This window comes from Streptomyces sp. NPDC088766 (assembly GCF_044750845.1).
Taxonomy (GTDB): Bacteria; Actinomycetota; Actinomycetes; order Streptomycetales; family Streptomycetaceae; genus Streptomyces.
Genome location: NZ_JBIVKQ010000040.1, coordinates 1 through 15010 on the forward strand (window position 1 = coordinate 1; position 15010 = coordinate 15010).

The following is a 15010-nucleotide window of genomic DNA, read 5'->3' on the forward strand; positions in this document are numbered from 1 at the left end:
ACGTCCACACACCCCGCAAGACGGGCACCACTACGTCCCGGGCCAAGAAGTCGACCACTCCGCGCCCACGCCGCACAGGTTAAAGATCAAGCTAGCCGCACGGCGTTCGAGGCGGCCCGGCACGACTCGTGCCGGGCCGCCTTCCCGTGAGCGGGTCCGACGGCCGGTGGGGGTGGCCCCGTCGGGGTGTTCCGAGAGCGGGGGAGTGCCCGCGCAGCGGCGCCCGTGCCGTAATCTCGAACCCGGGAGCCCGCCACCGACGGGACCTGGACCTTGATCCACGACTTGGGGTTGCACAGCAGATGACTGCGATTTCTCTCGGCATGCCGTCCGTTCCGACCAAGCTCGCCGAGCGCCGCAAGAGCCGGCAGATCCAGGTCGGGTCCGTGGCGGTGGGCGGTGACGCTCCGGTGTCCGTGCAGTCGATGACGACGACGCGCACCTCCGACATCGGGGCGACGTTGCAGCAGATCGCCGAGCTGACCGCGGCCGGCTGCCAGATCGTCCGCGTCGCCTGCCCGACGCAGGACGACGCCGACGCGCTGGCGACGATCGCGCGCAAGTCGCAGCTGCCGGTGATCGCGGACATCCACTTCCAGCCCAAGTACGTGTTCGCCGCGATCGAGGCGGGCTGCGCCGCGGTCCGGGTCAACCCGGGCAACATCAAGCAGTTCGACGACAAGGTCAAGGAGATCGCGAAGGCCGCCAACGAGCACGGCACCCCGATCCGCATCGGGGTGAACGCGGGCTCGCTGGACCGGCGGCTGCTGCAGAAGTACGGCAGGGCCACCCCGGAGGCGCTGGTGGAGTCCGCGCTGTGGGAGGCGTCGCTGTTCGAGGAGCACGACTTCCGCGACATCAAGATCTCCGTCAAGCACAACGACCCGGTCGTCATGATCGAGGCCTACCGCCAGCTCGCCGCCCAGTGCGACTACCCCCTGCACCTCGGCGTCACCGAGGCCGGTCCCGCCTTCCAGGGCACGATCAAGTCGGCCGTGGCCTTCGGCGCGCTGCTCTCGCAGGGCATCGGCGACACCATCCGGGTCTCCCTGTCCGCCCCGCCGGTGGAGGAGGTCAAGGTCGGCAACCAGATCCTGGAGTCCCTGGGCCTCAAGCAGCGCGGCCTGGAGATCGTCTCCTGCCCGTCCTGCGGCCGCGCCCAGGTCGACGTCTACAAGCTGGCCGAGGAGGTCACCGCGGGCCTGGAGGGCATGGAGGTCCCGCTGCGGGTGGCCGTCATGGGCTGTGTGGTCAACGGCCCCGGCGAGGCCCGCGAGGCCGACCTCGGCGTGGCCTCCGGCAACGGCAAGGGCCAGATCTTCGTCAGGGGCGAGGTCATCAAGACCGTCCCCGAGTCCAAGATCGTGGAGACCCTCATCGAAGAGGCCATGAAGATCGCCGAACAGATGGAGTCCGACGGCGTGACCTCCGGCGAACCCCAGGTCTCGGTGGCCGGCTGACCACTGCCGATCGCCGCAGACGTCCAGGGGCGCGGGAAACCGCGCGCCCGGCCGCAACGCCCCCGCACGGGTACGACGGCCTGCGGCACCCGGCGACTCGTCCCCCGCCCTCTCGCGGCACGGCCCGCGCATGCGGGGGCAAGGCCACCCGTGTCGCCCCCGGGTGTCCGGGGGCGACGGGGAACCGTGCGCCCCGGCCCGAAGGCCCCCGCACGGGGCCGCAGCACAGGCCCCCGCACGACGGGCGGCGCCGCGCAATCCCGGCGGGTACAGTGCGGAGATCAGGCAGACCCCAGTGTGAGGCCCCGCACTTGTTGACGCAGACCACCTCCCGGGTCCTCGAACCGAGCGATCTGGACGCCGCCCTCGCCGTCCTCGACCGCGAGCCGGTCACCAACGCCTTCGTGACCTCGCGGGTGCAGGTCGCGGGCCTGGACCCGTGGCGCCTCGGCGGCGAGATGTGGGGCTGGTACGAGGACGGCATGCTGACGTCCCTCTGCTACGCCGGCGCGAACCTGGTCCCCATCTGCGCCACCCCCCGCGCCATACGCGCCTTCGCCGACCGCGCCCGCCGGGCCGGCCGCCGCTGCTCCTCCATCGTGGGCCCCGCCGACGCCACCGCCCTGCTGTGGCGGCTCCTCGAACCGCACTGGGGCCCCGCCCGCGAGGTCCGCGCCCGCCAGCCCCTCATGGTCACCGACCGGATGCCGGACGACGTCACCCCGGACCCGTACGTACGCCGCATCCGCAAGGACGAGATGGACACGATCATGCCGGCGTGCGTGGCGATGTTCACCGAGGAGGTCGGCGTCTCCCCGATGGCCGGCGACGGCGGCCTGCTCTACCAGGCGCGGGTCGCCGAACTCGTCGGCTCCGGCCGCTCGTTCGCCCGCCTCGACGACCGGGGCAGGGTCGTCTTCAAGGCGGAGATCGGCGCGGCCACGCCCCGGGCCTGCCAGGTCCAGGGCGTCTGGGTCGCCCCCGAGTACCGGGGGAGGGGCCTGGCCGCCCCCGGCATGGCGGCCGTACTGCGCTACGCGCTCGCGGACGTCGCCCCGGTGGTCAGTCTCTACGTCAACGACTTCAACACGACGGCGAGGCGGACGTACCGCAGGGTGGGCTTCGAGGAGGTCGGCGCGTTCATGAGCGTCCTGTTCTGAGGGTCCCGGGACCGCTCCCCCCGCACCGCGTCCGGCTCCGCCACAGGGCACGACCTGCCACATCCGCCCGGCACCCACCGACCGAAGCCCCCCTGTAGGCTCCCGTCATGGACCTCGTCATCGGCCCCTTGGACCTTCCCGCCCACGTGGACGAGGCCCTCGCCGTGCAAGCCGTGGCCTTCGGACTGGGCCCGGACGAGGTGGCCGTCCGCCGGCAGATCGTCCTGCGCCACATGACCAGCCCCGGCGCGCGGGCGTACGGCGCGACCGCCGGAGACAGACTCGTCGGCTTCGTCTACGGCATGCCCAACGACCGCGCCCACTGGTGGTCCACCGTCGTCGAGCCCTACCTCCGCGCCAACGGCACCGACTTCTGGCTCGACGACTCCTTCGTCATCACCGAACTCCACGTCCACCCGCACCACCAGAACCGCGGCGCGGGCCGCTCCCTGATCACCACGATCACCGACACCGCGACCCAGCCGCGCTCGATCCTCTCCGCGATCGACGTCGACAGCCCGGCCCGGTCGCTGTACCACTCCCTGGGCTACCAGGACCTGGCCCGCCGCGTCCTCTTCCCCAGCGCCCCCCGCCCGTACGCCGTGATGGGCGCCCCCCTCCCGCTGCGCCGGGCGTAAACGGATTTCCGGCCGCGCGGGGCTCCCGGCTAACCTCCTAGTGCCGCACCAGGCAGCACCCTCCCCATCCTCGGCCCGTTCCGAGCGGGGCGATTATCCCGATCGGCAGGAGTTCGTACACCATGGCCAACGCACCGGTCCAGCGCATGTCCCAGTTGATGGCGAAGACGCTGCGCGACGACCCGGCGGACGCCGAGGTCCTCAGCCACAAGCTCCTCGTCCGCGCCGGCTACGTCCGCCGCACCGCCGCCGGCGTCTGGAGCTGGCTGCCGCTGGGCAAGAAGGTCCTCGCCAACGTGGAGCGGATCGTCCGCGAGGAGATGGACGCGATCGGCGCCCAGGAGGTACTGCTCCCCGCCCTGCTGCCGAAGGAGCCGTACGAGGCGACCGGCCGCTGGGAGGAGTACGGCCCCGAACTCTTCCGCCTGAACGACCGCAAGGGCGGCGACTACCTCCTCGGCCCCACCCACGAGGAGATCTTCACCCTGCTGGTCAAGGACCAGTGCACGTCCTACAAGGACCTGCCGGTCATCCTCTACCAGATCCAGACCAAGTTCCGTGACGAGGCCCGCCCCCGCGCCGGCATCCTGCGCGGCCGCGAGTTCCTGATGAAGGACTCCTACTCCTTCGACACCGAGGACGAGGGCCTGGCCGCGTCCTACGCCCTGCACCGCCAGGCGTACCAGAAGGTGTTCGAGCGTCTCGGCCTGGACTACCGCATCTGCGCGGCGACCGCGGGCGCCATGGGCGGCTCGAAGTCCGAGGAGTTCCTGGCCCCGGCCGAGGCCGGCGAGGACACCTTCGCGGACTGCCCGAACTGCGACTTCGCGGCCAACACCGAGGCGATCACCTACGCGGCGCAGCCGGTCGACCCCTCCGCCGTGCCCGCGGCCGAGGAGATCCCCACCCCGGACACCCCGACCATCGAGACCCTCGCGGCCTCCCTCGGCGTGCCGGCCTCCGCCACGCTGAAGAACCTCCTGGTCAAGGTGGACGGCGAGATCGTCGCCGTCGGCGTGCCCGGTGACCGCGAGGTCGACATGGACAAGGTCGAGGCGCACTTCGCGCCGGCCGCCGTCGAGCTGGTCACCGCCGAGGACTTCACCGGCCGCCCCGACCTGGTCCGCGGCTACGTCGGCCCGCAGGGCCTGGACAAGGTGACCTACATCGCCGACCCGCGCGTGGCGCCGGGCACCGCGTGGATCACGGGCGCCAACAAGGAGCACACGCACGCGAAGAACGTCGTCGCGGGGCGTGACTTCGAGGTCGACGCCTACGTCGACGTCGTGGTCGTCCGGGACGGCGACCCCTGCCCGAAGTGCGGCACCGGCCTCAAGCTGGACCGCGCCATCGAGATCGGCCACATCTTCCAGCTGGGCCGCAAGTACGCCGACGCCCTCAAGCTCGACGTCCTCGGCCAGAACGGCAAGCCGGTCCGCGTCACCATGGGCTCGTACGGCATCGGCGTCTCCCGCGCGGTCGCGGCCCTCGCCGAGCAGAGCGCCGACGACAAGGGCCTGTGCTGGCCCGCCGAGGTCGCCCCGGCCGACGTGCACGTCGTCGCCGCCGGCAAGGCCCTCCAGACCGAACTGGCCCTCGACGTCTCCGAGAAGCTGCGGGCGGCCGGTCTGCGCGTCCTGGTCGACGACCGGGCCGGGGTCTCGCCGGGCGTGAAGTTCACCGACTCCGAGCTGATCGGCGTACCGAAGATCCTGGTCGCGGGCCGCCGGTCCGCCGAGGGCGTCCTGGAGCTGAAGGACCGCAGGACCGGCGAGCGCGAGGAACTGACGGTGGACGAGGCCGTCGCGCGCCTCACGACCGCGTAGGCGCGTCCCGGATCACTCGCGGACCGTTCCCCGACCGCAGGACGCGACAGAACGTCCTGACGGCAGGGGAACGGCCGTGACCACCGGCAGACGCACACTCTCGAACGGACGGCCGCACGACAGCCCCGAGGGCCGCGGGGCTGTCGTGCGGCGGACCACTACGCACCCGCGGCGACGGACGGCCGGCACGATCCCACCGTCCCCCGGGGGCCCAGGGTGTGTTTCGAAAGTAGCGTCGTCTGCACGAAGGGCGGACGGGACTTTCGAAACATGCCCTAGACCCACCCGGCGAACTCCAGCAACAACTCGGCGTCCCTGGGCCGCCCCACGCGCAGGGCCCGCACGCCCGACTCCACCGCCCGGAACAGCGTCCACCCCCGCAGCCGTTCCTGGTCCACCTCCAGCGACTCCGCGAGCCGCTTCACCCGCCGCCGGGTCGTCGCCGCCCCCGACGGGGAGGCGATCAGGTCCTCCACCCGGTCCCGGACCAGCCGCGCCAGGTCGAAGGCGCACTCGCCGACCACCGGGTCCGGCCCCACGGCCAGCCACGGCATCCGCTCACCCGCGAGCACCTTGCTCTGCCGGAACGTCCCGTGCAGCAGCCGGTGCTCGGGCGGCGCGGCCAGCAGCTCCTCGCGGGCCGCGAGCGCCGCGTCGACGAGCCCGGCCACGTCCGCGCCGGCCCGCGCGCGCATCACCGCGGCCTGACGCCCGGTCCGCTCGGCCACCGTCTCGAAGGAGTGCCCGGCGGGCGGTTCCACCCACAGCCGCCGCAGTGTTCCCGCCGCCTCCAGCAGCGCCTTCGCCTCCGGCAACGACCGCACCGACACATCGGGGTGCAGCCGCTCCAGCAGCAGGACCCCCTCACTCTCGGGGCCCGCCACCAGCTGTACGGCGCCCAGACCGTCCCAGTGGGCGAGCGCGGCCCGCTCCGCCTCCGGCCGGAACCGGGGCGGGGCCAGTTTCAGCACGGCCGGTGTCCCGTCGGCACGCCGCACCAGCACCACGAGGCTGCTGCGGCCGCCGGGCACCTGCACCCGCTCGACGGTCAACTCGCGTAGCGCGACGGCCCGGCGGACCGTCTCCGGCAGCTTCTCCAACCAGCCGTCACCGTCCGGCGCGCTCTCACCGAGCGCCCTGACCAGACGCTGCGGCGGTTCGAAAGCCATACGCGAGTCGTCCTCTCCTGCTGCTCCTGCTGCGGTCTACGCCGACGGTGTGGGTGTCGTGGTCGGGGTCGAGGTGGGTGCCGGTGTCGCCGAGCCCGCCCTCGTCGCCGCGGCGCCGGCCCCGGTGGCGGCCGGTTCCGTCTCCGCACCGGTCCGCTCGGCGAGACCAGGGAAGGCTACGCTCCCGCCGCGCCAGCGCGCCGCACGGACCGCGGCCTCCCGCAGCGCCCCGGCCGCCTCACGGCGCCGGGCACCGGTGGCCGCCCGGACCAGGTCCGAGTAGACCCCCGCCACGCGTTCCTCCAGCTCGACGGCGAGCCGGAGCGCCGCGGCGGAGTCCGGCACCGCGAACGGCAGCGCGTACGCGGCGCTCGCGGCGATGGGCTCGGCGCCCAGACCGCGCACCTCGCGTGCGAGGGCGTCCCGCCGCGCCCGATGCGCGTCGTACGCCGCCCGGGCCTCCGTGCGCCGCTCCTCGCGGATCCGGCCGCCGACCACCCCGTAGCCGTACACTGCCGCGTGTTCGGCGGCCAGCGCGGCCTGGAGCGCCGTGACCTCACCGGTGTTCCGCCCGCTCATCGGTCCCCCTCCGTCAGCAGGTACGCGTGCGCCGCCCCGGCCGCCGCCACCGAGGCCAGCAGCCGGGCCAGCTCGCCCGGCACGTCCGCCAGGGCCGCGACCCTGCGGTCCGCCAGGGTCCGCTCCGCGTCGGCCAGGTCGGCGAGCGCGCCCTTGGCGGTCGCGGGGACGACGGCGGCCGACGCGGACGGGACCGTCCCGGAAACCGGTGCCGATGCCGATGCCGACGACGCCGGGGCCGGTACCGACGCCGGACCGGAGGCCGACGCCGACGCGGGCACGGAGGCCGAAGCCGACGGTGACGCCTTGGCGCCCCCCTCCGCGCCGCCGAACGCCGTCACATGCCGCACGACCTCCGCCCGCAGCGGTGCCAGCCGCGCCGCCAGCGCCGGATGGACGGCGAGGACCGCGTCGTAGCGCTCCACCAGTCCCGCACTGTCCGCGGCGGCACGCGCGCGTGCACGCTCCTGCGCCGAGGCCGACGGGTCGTCGCCGGGGGTCTTCTTCCCGGTGGCCCCCTCGCCGGAGGAGCACCCGGCCAGCAGGGCGGCCCCGACGGCCGAGGCGAGCAGAGTTCTTCGGCGCGGCCCAAAGGGGGTGCGCACAGGCGGCGGGAACGGCACGGCAGACGTCCTCGGGGGATCTCGTACGAAAGGAACCGATCACGGGCCGCTCACGCGCGTGCAGGCCCGTGATCACCGTACCCGCGCGTCGGCCCGGCACCACTCACCGGCACCGCCCGTGCCCCGTCGGGCGCCGGCGGGTGTCGCAGGGCGCCGGTGGGCCACTCGGTGGACGGCAACACACCCCGCGACCGGATACCCTTTGATCCAGACACGCGCACCGTCCCACAACAGCACACGCGGCCGAGGAGTCACCCGGATGAGCACCACCCAGAGCGAGAGGCTGCGAGAACTGCTCGAACCGCTCGTCACCTCCCAGGGGCTGGACCTCGAAGAGATCACCGTGGACTCCGTCGGGCGCAAGAGAGTGCTGAGTGTGGTCGTCGACTCCGACACCGGAGCGGACCTGGACCGGATCGCCGATGTGAGCCGCGCGCTCTCGGCGAAGCTCGACGAGACGGACGCGATGGGCGAGGGCGAGTACACCCTCGAGGTCGGCACCCCGGGCGCGGAGCGCGCCCTCACCGAGCACCGCCACTACGTCCGTGCCACGGACCGCCTGGTGAAGTTCCAGCTCCACGAGGGCGGCGAGGTCGTCGCCCGCATCCTCGGCGTGGACGACGACGGCCTCGACGTCGAGGTGCCGGGCGTGAAGGGCCGCAGGGCCACCACGCGCAGGCTCGCCTTCGGCGACATCGACAAGGCCCGCGTCCAGGTCGAGTTCAACCGCAAGGACAAGCAGGACGTGCAGGACGTGCAGGACGAGAAGGACATGAAGGAAGAGGAGGAGGCGTAGCCGTGGACATCGACATGAGCGCCCTGCGGGGCTTGGTGCGGGAGAAGGAGATCTCCTTCGACCTGCTGGTCGAGGCGATCGAGTCGGCCCTCCTCATCGCCTACCACCGCACCGAGGGAAGCCGCCGCCACGCGCGCGTGCGGCTCGACCGGGAATCCGGTCACGTGACCGTGTGGGCGAAGGAGGACCCCGAGGACCTCGAGGAGGGCCAGGAGCCCCGCGAGTTCGACGACACCCCGTCCGACTTCGGCCGTATCGCCGCCAGCACGGCCAAGCAGGTGATCCTCCAGCGTCTGCGCGACGCCGAGGACGACGCGACGCTCGGCGAGTACGCGGGCCGCGAGGGCGACATCGTCACCGGCGTGGTCCAGCAGGGCCGCGACCCGAAGAACGTGCTCGTCGACATCGGCAAGCTCGAGGCCATCCTGCCGGTGCAGGAGCAGGTCCCGGGCGAGACGTACCCGCACGGCATGCGCCTGCGGTCGTACGTCGTCCGGGTGGCGAAGGGTGTGCGCGGTCCGTCCGTGACGCTCTCGCGGACCCACCCCAACCTGGTGAAGAAGCTGTTCGCGCTCGAGGTGCCGGAGATCGCCGACGGATCCGTCGAGATCTCCGCCATCGCCCGCGAGGCCGGCCACCGCACCAAGATCGCCGTACGGTCCACCCGTTCGGGCCTGAACGCCAAGGGCGCCTGCATCGGCCCGATGGGCGGCCGGGTGCGCAACGTCATGGGCGAGCTGAACGGCGAGAAGATCGACATCGTCGACTGGTCGGACGACCCGGCCGAGATGGTGGCGAACGCCCTGTCGCCCGCCCGGGTCTCCAAGGTGGAGGTCGTCGACATGGCGGCCCGCTCCGCGCGCGTGACGGTGCCGGACTACCAGCTCTCGCTGGCGATCGGCAAGGAGGGCCAGAACGCCCGCCTCGCGGCCCGTCTGACCGGCTGGCGCATCGACATCCGGCCGGACACCGAGCAGCCCGGCGAGTGAGCCGGGGGATCACCCTCGCGGACGAACCCGGAGACGACTCCGGTGACGCACCCGGGGAATAGATCCAAGCCGTAGCACGCTCAGATCACGTCAGTTATACGCGCGGCAACCGTTCGACCGCTGCCCCGAAGGGGTGAGGTCGCCGCGGGGAGGTAGACTTAACTGTGTCTGGCCGGACGCACGCCCGAGCACGCCCCGAGCGCACCTGTGTGGGGTGCCGGGAGCGGGCGGCCAAGACGGAACTGCTGCGCATCGTGGCGATCAAGGACGCATGCGTCCCCGATCCTCGCGGTACGCTGCCCGGCCGGGGTGCGTATCTGCATCCCGCCCCGGTCTGTCTCGACCAGGCGGTACGCCGCCGGGCGTTCACGAGGGCGTTGCGAGCCCCGGGAGCGCTCGACACAAAGGTGTTGCGCCAGTACGTCGAGCAGACGACCGTTGCCGAGCAGGCAACACCGTAAGAAGGCGTCGTACGGAACCTCCGTGCGGCTCTGGTACCCCGCGAGTTGGAAGTAGGTCGAGATTGCGATGAGCACTCGATGAGCACGCGATGAGTACGCCCATGAAGTAGCGACGGTCCGGACACACCCGGACCTAAAAGGAGCGAAGTGGCTAAGGTCCGGGTATACGAACTCGCCAAGGAGTTCGGAGTGGAGAGCAAGGTCGTCATGGCCAAGCTCCAGGAACTCGGTGAATTCGTCCGTTCGGCGTCTTCGACCATCGAAGCGCCCGTTGTCCGCAAACTGACTGACGCCTTCCAGGGCGGTGGCAGCGGCAAGTCCGCCAAGCCCGCCCCGCGCAAGGCTGCCCCCAGGCCCGCGGCGCCCTCGCCGGCGCAGGCGGCCCGTCCGGGCCCGGCCGCACCGCGGCCGGCCGCCCCCAAGCCGCCGACGGCGGCGCAGCCCGCGGCGCCCGCCGCGTCCGCGGCTCCGGCCGCCCCGTCGGCCCCCGCGCCCACGGCCTCCGCGCCGTCGGCCTCCGGCCCGCGTCCGGGTCCCCGGCCCGCGCCGCGTCCGGCCCCGGCCGCCCCGGAGTTCACCGCTCCGCCGGCGCCTCCGGCCGCTCCGGCCGCCCAGAAGCCGGCCTCCCAGGCCCCGCGTCCCGGCGCACCCCGTCCCGCCGGCCGTCCGGCCGCCGGTCAGGGTCAGCAGGGCGGTCAGGGCCAGCGCCCGGCCGCCGCGCAGGGCCAGCGCCCCGGTGGCGGCGCTCCGCGTCCGGGCGGTGCCCGTCCGGCCGGTCCGCGTCCCGGCAACAACCCCTTCACCTCCGGCGGCAACGCCGGTATGGCCCGTCCGCAGGCCCCGCGCCCGCAGGGCGGCCCCGGCGGTCCGCGTCCCGGCGGTCCCGGTGCCCCCGGCGCCGGTCCCCGTCCCCAGGCGCCCGGCGCCCAGGGCGGCGGTCCGCGTCCGCAGGCTCCGGGCGGCGCGCGTCCGTCCCCGTCCGGCATGCCCCGCCCGCAGGGCGGCGCTCCGCGTCCGGGCGGCCCGCGTCCCAACCCCGGCATGATGCCGCAGCGTCCGGCTGCCGGCCCCCGCCCCGGCGGCGGTCCCGGCGGTCGCGGTCCCGGCGGCGGCGGTCGTCCCGGCGGTGGCGGCGGTCGTCCCGGTGGCGGCGGCGGTTTCGCCGGTCGTCCCGGTGGCGGCGGCGGTTTCGCCGGTCGTCCCGGTGCTCCCGGTGCCGGCGGCGGCGGCTTCGCCGGTCGTCCCGGCGGTCCGGGCGGTGGCGGCGGTGGCCGTCCCGGCTTCGGTGGCCGTCCCGGCGGTCCCGGTGGCCGCGGTGGCACGCAGGGCGCCTTCGGCCGTCCCGGCGGTCCCGCGCGTCGCGGTCGCAAGTCGAAGCGGCAGAGGCGCCAGGAGTACGAGGCCATGCAGGCCCCGTCGGTCGGCGGCGTGATGCTGCCTCGCGGCAACGGCGAAGCCATTCGCCTGTCGCGCGGTGCGTCGCTCACCGACTTCGCGGAGAAGATCAACGCCAACCCGGCGTCGCTCGTCGCGGTCATGATGAACCTCGGCGAGATGGTCACGGCCACGCAGTCCGTCTCCGACGAGACGCTCCAGCTCCTCGCCGACGAGATGAACTACACGGTTCAGATCGTCAGCCCCGAGGAGGAGGACCGCGAGCTGCTCGAGTCCTTCGACATCGAGTTCGGCGAGGACGAGGGCGACGAGGACGACCTGGTGGTCCGTCCCCCGGTCGTCACCGTCATGGGTCACGTCGACCACGGCAAGACCCGACTGCTCGACGCCATCCGCAAGACGAACGTCATCGCGGGCGAGGCCGGCGGCATCACGCAGCACATCGGTGCCTACCAGGTGTCGACCGAGGTCAACGACGAAGAGCGCAAGATCACCTTCATCGACACCCCGGGTCACGAGGCGTTCACCGCCATGCGTGCCCGTGGTGCCCGGTCGACCGACATCGCGATCCTGGTCGTCGCGGCCAACGACGGCGTCATGCCGCAGACGGTCGAGGCGCTCAACCACGCGAAGGCCGCCGAGGTCCCGATCGTCGTCGCGGTCAACAAGATCGACGTCGAGGGCGCCGACCCGACCAAGGTGCGCGGTCAGCTCACCGAGTTCGGTCTGGTGGCCGAGGAGTACGGCGGCGACACGATGTTCGTCGACATCTCCGCCAAGCAGGGTCTGCACATCGACTCGCTGCTGGAGGCCGTGATCCTCACGGCCGACGCCTCGCTCGACCTGCGGGCCAACCCGAGCCAGGACGCGCAGGGCATCTCGATCGAGTCCCGTCTCGACCGCGGCCGCGGTGCCGTGTCGACGGTCCTCGTCCAGCGAGGCACCCTGCGGGTCGGCGACACGATGGTCGTGGGCGACGCCTACGGCCGCGTGCGCGCCATGCTCGACGACAACGGCAACAACGTCGCCGAGGCGGGTCCGTCGACTCCGGTCCAGGTGCTGGGTCTCACCAACGTCCCGGGCGCCGGCGACAACTTCCTGGTGGTCGACGAGGACCGTACGGCCCGTCAGATCGCCGAGAAGCGTGCGGCCCGCGAGCGCAACGCCGCCTTCGCCAAGCGCACGCGCAGGTTCTCCCTGGAGAACCTGGACGCGGCCCTGAAGGCCGGCGAGGTCCAGCAGCTGAACCTGATCATCAAGGGTGACGCGTCCGGATCGGTCGAGGCCCTCGAGTCCTCGCTGGTCCAGCTGGACGTCGGCGAAGAGGTCGACATCCGCGTCCTGCACCGCGGCGTCGGTGCGGTCACGGAGTCCGACGTGGACCTCGCGATGGGCTCGGACGCCATCGTCATCGGCTTCAACGTCCGCGCGGCGGGCCGCGCGGCGCAGATGGCCGAGCGCGAGGGCGTGGACGTCCGGTACTACTCGGTCATCTACCAGGCGATCGAGGAGATCGAGGCGGCCCTGAAGGGCATGCTGAAGCCGGAGTACGAGGAGTTCGAGCTGGGCACGGCGGAGATCCGCGAGGTCTTCAAGTCGTCCAAGCTCGGCAACATCGCCGGTGTCCTGGTCCGCTCGGGCGAGGTCAAGCGCAACACCAAGGCGCGCCTCATCCGCGACGGCAAGGTCATCGCGGAGAACCTCAACATCGAGGGCCTGCGTCGCTTCAAGGACGACGTCACCGAGATCCGCGAAGGCTACGAGGGCGGTATCAACCTCGGAAACTTCAACGACATCAAGATCGACGACGTCATCGCGACGTACGAGATGCGGGAGAAGCCGCGGGTGTGACACCCCCGGTTCGTGCCGGCCGGCGGGGCGCTGTCCCCGCCGGCCGGTGCGGCGTTGCGGCGGCGGTGAGCGGGGAAAACCCCGTCGAGCCGCGGCCGCGATCGTTGTACCGTTCTTGATGCCCCTGTCCGCTCAGGACAGGGTCGTCGATCCCGTACCGGCGGGTGAACCGGTTGCACATGTACGTGGGGACTCTGTCCTTCGACCTCCTCCTCGGCGACGTACGCTCGCTGAAGGAGAAGCGCTCCGTCGTCCGCCCGATCGTCGCCGAGCTCCAGCGCAAGTACGCGGTGAGCGCGGCCGAGGTGGACCACCAGGACCTGTACCGCCGGGCGGTCATCGGCCTGGCCGTGGTGTCCGGGGACACGGAGCATCTGACCGATGTACTGGACCGGTGCGAACGGCTCGTCGCCGCCCGCCCCGAGGTGGACCTGCTGTCGGTCCGACGCCGTCTCCACGGCGAGGACGACGACTGACCACACCAGAGAACGCAAGAGAAGAAAGAACGGGAGACGGACCAGTGGCCGACAACGCGCGCGCCAAGAGGCTGGCGGACCTCATCCGAGAGGTGGTGGCGCAGAAGCTGCAGCGCGGGATCAAGGACCCGCGGCTCGGCTCCCACGTCACCATCACGGACACCCGCGTCACGGGTGACCTCAGGGAGGCGACCGTCTTCTACACCGTGTACGGGGACGACGAGGAGCGGGCCGCCGCGGCCGCGGGCCTGGAGAGCGCCAAGGGTGTCCTGCGCTCCGAGGTCGGCCGCGCGGCGGGCGTGAAGTTCACGCCCACGCTGAGCTTCGTCGCCGACGCCCTCCCGGAGAACGCCCGCACCATCGACGACCTCCTCGACCGGGCCCGGCAGGCCGACGAGAGGGTGCGCGAGGTGTCCGCGGGCGCCGGGTACGCCGCCGGCGCCGACCCGTACAAGAAGCCCGGTGACGACGACGAGACGGACGACGCCGCCGAATGAACCGGAAGCAGACCCCGCCCGACGGCCTTGTCATCGTCGACAAGCCGTCGGGCTTCACTTCGCACGACGTCGTGGCCAAGATGCGCGGGATCGCCAGGACCCGCCGCGTCGGCCACGCCGGCACCCTCGACCCGATGGCCACGGGCGTCCTCGTCCTCGGCGTCGAGAAGGCCACCAAGCTCCTCGGGCACCTCGCGCTCACCGAGAAGGAGTACCTGGGGACGATCCGGCTGGGCCAGAACACCCTGACGGACGACGCCGAGGGCGAGATCACCTCCGCCACCGACGCCTCCGGGGTCGGCCGGGACGCCATCGACGCCGGGATCGCCGAACTGACCGGCCGGATCATGCAGGTCCCGTCCAAGGTCAGCGCCATCAAGATCGACGGCGTGCGCTCCTACAAGCGGGCCCGCGACGGCGAGGACTTCGAGATCCCCGCCCGCCCGGTGACCATCTCCTCGTTCACCGTGTACGACGTCCGGGACGCCGTCGCCGAGGACGGCACCCCCGTTCTGGACCTGATCGTCTCGGTGGTCTGCTCCTCCGGCACCTACATCCGCGCCCTCGCCCGCGACCTGGGCGCCGGCCTGGGCGTCGGCGGTCACCTCACGGTCCTGCGCCGCACCCGCGTCGGACCGTACAAGCTGGACTCCGCCCGCACCCTCGACCAGCTCCAGGAGGAGCTGACGGTGATGCCGATCGCGGAGGCCGCCGCGGCCGCGTTCCCCCGCTGGGACGTGGACGACCGGCGGGCCCGGCTGCTCCTCAACGGCGTGCGGCTGGAGATGCCCGAGGAGTACGCGGGCGCCGGCGCGGTCGGCGTCTTCGATCCCGAAGGCCGCTTCCTGGCGCTGGTGGAGGAGCAGAAGGGCAAGGCCAAGAGCCTGGCCGTCTTCGGCTGAGGCCTCCCGGGGCCGGTCCGGCGGATCATGCCGGAGACGCTCCGCCCTGCCCGTGGAGCGGCGGCCACGGGGTCCCGCTCCGCCGCCGCTCCACGGGCCCCCCTCGGTTCCCCCACCTCTAGGCTGCGTCCGACGAGCCCCGTTCATTCACCCGTCCGGACGGGCGCTCGGAGTGAACCGAGGGAGTG

Annotated in this window: 14 protein-coding genes; 11 read left to right on the forward strand and 3 right to left on the reverse strand. The window is 72.6% G+C overall.

Annotation, left to right across the window (positions count from 1 at the left end):
- Window positions 1-302 precede the first annotated feature (302 nt).
- The 4 genes from ispG (at window position 303) to ACIP5W_RS34160 (ending at window position 5084) form a co-directional block, all read left to right on the forward strand.
- Window positions 303-1460: a flavodoxin-dependent (E)-4-hydroxy-3-methylbut-2-enyl-diphosphate synthase gene (gene ispG / locus ACIP5W_RS34145; RefSeq protein ID WP_401481687.1), complete on the forward strand. Its 1158-nt coding sequence runs from the start codon at window positions 303-305 to the stop codon at window positions 1458-1460.
- Window positions 1461-1771: 311 nt separating this feature from the next.
- Complete coding sequence (locus ACIP5W_RS34150; protein WP_401481689.1) at window positions 1772-2620, forward strand: GNAT family N-acetyltransferase; 849 nt, start codon at window positions 1772-1774, stop codon at window positions 2618-2620.
- 107 nt (window positions 2621-2727) lie between these two features.
- Entirely contained in the window at window positions 2728-3258 is a 531-nt protein-coding gene (locus ACIP5W_RS34155) for a GNAT family N-acetyltransferase (RefSeq protein WP_401481691.1), read from the forward strand.
- A 122-nt stretch (window positions 3259-3380) separates the two neighbouring features.
- Complete coding sequence (locus ACIP5W_RS34160) at window positions 3381-5084, forward strand: proline--tRNA ligase (RefSeq protein ID WP_401481693.1); 1704 nt, start codon at window positions 3381-3383, stop codon at window positions 5082-5084.
- 275 nt (window positions 5085-5359) lie between these two features.
- On the opposite strand, the gene ACIP5W_RS34165 is transcribed toward ACIP5W_RS34160, so the two are convergent.
- Genes ACIP5W_RS34165 through ACIP5W_RS34175 form a run of 3 tightly spaced genes read right to left on the reverse strand, consistent with a single transcriptional unit; the run spans window position 5360 to window position 7455 of the window.
- On the reverse strand, window positions 5360-6253 hold the full coding sequence (locus ACIP5W_RS34165) for an aminoglycoside phosphotransferase family protein (RefSeq protein WP_401481695.1): 894 nt from the start codon (window positions 6251-6253) through the stop codon (window positions 5360-5362).
- A 36-nt stretch (window positions 6254-6289) separates the two neighbouring features.
- A complete protein-coding gene (locus ACIP5W_RS34170; protein WP_401481697.1) occupies window positions 6290-6832 on the reverse strand; it encodes a ferritin-like domain-containing protein in 543 nt (180 codons plus the stop codon).
- Entirely contained in the window at window positions 6829-7455 is a 627-nt protein-coding gene (locus tag ACIP5W_RS34175; protein WP_401481699.1) for a hypothetical protein, read from the reverse strand. The genes ACIP5W_RS34170 and ACIP5W_RS34175 overlap by 4 nt, the downstream gene beginning before the upstream one ends.
- 259 nt (window positions 7456-7714) lie before the next feature.
- Between ACIP5W_RS34175 and rimP the strand changes: the two genes are divergently transcribed.
- From rimP to truB, 7 genes are all read left to right on the forward strand, one after another.
- Window positions 7715-8251 carry a ribosome maturation factor RimP gene (rimP, locus tag ACIP5W_RS34180; RefSeq protein WP_401481701.1) on the forward strand — a complete coding sequence of 179 codons (537 nt, stop codon included), beginning with the start codon at window positions 7715-7717 and terminating at the stop codon, window positions 8249-8251.
- 2 nt (window positions 8252-8253) lie between these two features.
- Window positions 8254-9240, forward strand: a complete 987-nt coding sequence (nusA, locus tag ACIP5W_RS34185; RefSeq protein WP_363092029.1) for a transcription termination factor NusA — start codon at window positions 8254-8256, stop codon at window positions 9238-9240.
- A 164-nt stretch (window positions 9241-9404) separates the two neighbouring features.
- The gene (locus tag ACIP5W_RS34190) at window positions 9405-9701 is read left to right on the forward strand and encodes a YlxR family protein (protein ID WP_401481703.1); all 297 of its coding nucleotides are present in this window, start codon (window positions 9405-9407) and stop codon (window positions 9699-9701) included.
- 147 nt (window positions 9702-9848) lie between these two features.
- Entirely contained in the window at window positions 9849-12947 is a 3099-nt protein-coding gene (infB, locus tag ACIP5W_RS34195; protein ID WP_401481705.1) for a translation initiation factor IF-2, read from the forward strand.
- A gap of 179 nt (window positions 12948-13126) precedes the next feature.
- Window positions 13127-13423, forward strand: a complete 297-nt coding sequence (locus tag ACIP5W_RS34200) for a DUF503 domain-containing protein (RefSeq protein ID WP_401481707.1) — start codon at window positions 13127-13129, stop codon at window positions 13421-13423.
- 44 nt (window positions 13424-13467) lie between these two features.
- The gene (gene rbfA, locus ACIP5W_RS34205) at window positions 13468-13920 is read left to right on the forward strand and encodes a 30S ribosome-binding factor RbfA (RefSeq protein WP_363092033.1); all 453 of its coding nucleotides are present in this window, start codon (window positions 13468-13470) and stop codon (window positions 13918-13920) included.
- Complete coding sequence (truB, locus tag ACIP5W_RS34210) at window positions 13917-14822, forward strand: tRNA pseudouridine(55) synthase TruB (protein WP_401481710.1); 906 nt, start codon at window positions 13917-13919, stop codon at window positions 14820-14822. The genes rbfA and truB overlap by 4 nt, the downstream gene beginning before the upstream one ends.
- Window positions 14823-15010 lie beyond the last annotated feature (188 nt).

Bases quoted from the DNA above. Each gene is read 5' to 3' on its own strand.
- ACIP5W_RS34200 (WP_401481707.1), top strand. From the start codon at position 13,127: ATGTACGTGGGGACTCTGTCCTTCGACCTCCTCCTCGGCGACGTACGC.
- ACIP5W_RS34170 (WP_401481697.1), bottom strand. From the start codon at position 6,832: ATGAGCGGGCGGAACACCGGTGAGGTCACGGCGCTCCAGGCCGCGCTG.
- ACIP5W_RS34155 (WP_401481691.1), top strand. From the start codon at position 2,728: ATGGACCTCGTCATCGGCCCCTTGGACCTTCCCGCCCACGTGGACGAG.
- rimP (WP_401481701.1), top strand. From the start codon at position 7,715: ATGAGCACCACCCAGAGCGAGAGGCTGCGAGAACTGCTCGAACCGCTC.
- truB (WP_401481710.1), top strand. From the start codon at position 13,917: ATGAACCGGAAGCAGACCCCGCCCGACGGCCTTGTCATCGTCGACAAG.
- ispG (WP_401481687.1), top strand. From the start codon at position 303: ATGACTGCGATTTCTCTCGGCATGCCGTCCGTTCCGACCAAGCTCGCC.
- ACIP5W_RS34160 (WP_401481693.1), top strand. From the start codon at position 3,381: ATGGCCAACGCACCGGTCCAGCGCATGTCCCAGTTGATGGCGAAGACG.
- ACIP5W_RS34165 (WP_401481695.1), bottom strand. From the start codon at position 6,253: ATGGCTTTCGAACCGCCGCAGCGTCTGGTCAGGGCGCTCGGTGAGAGC.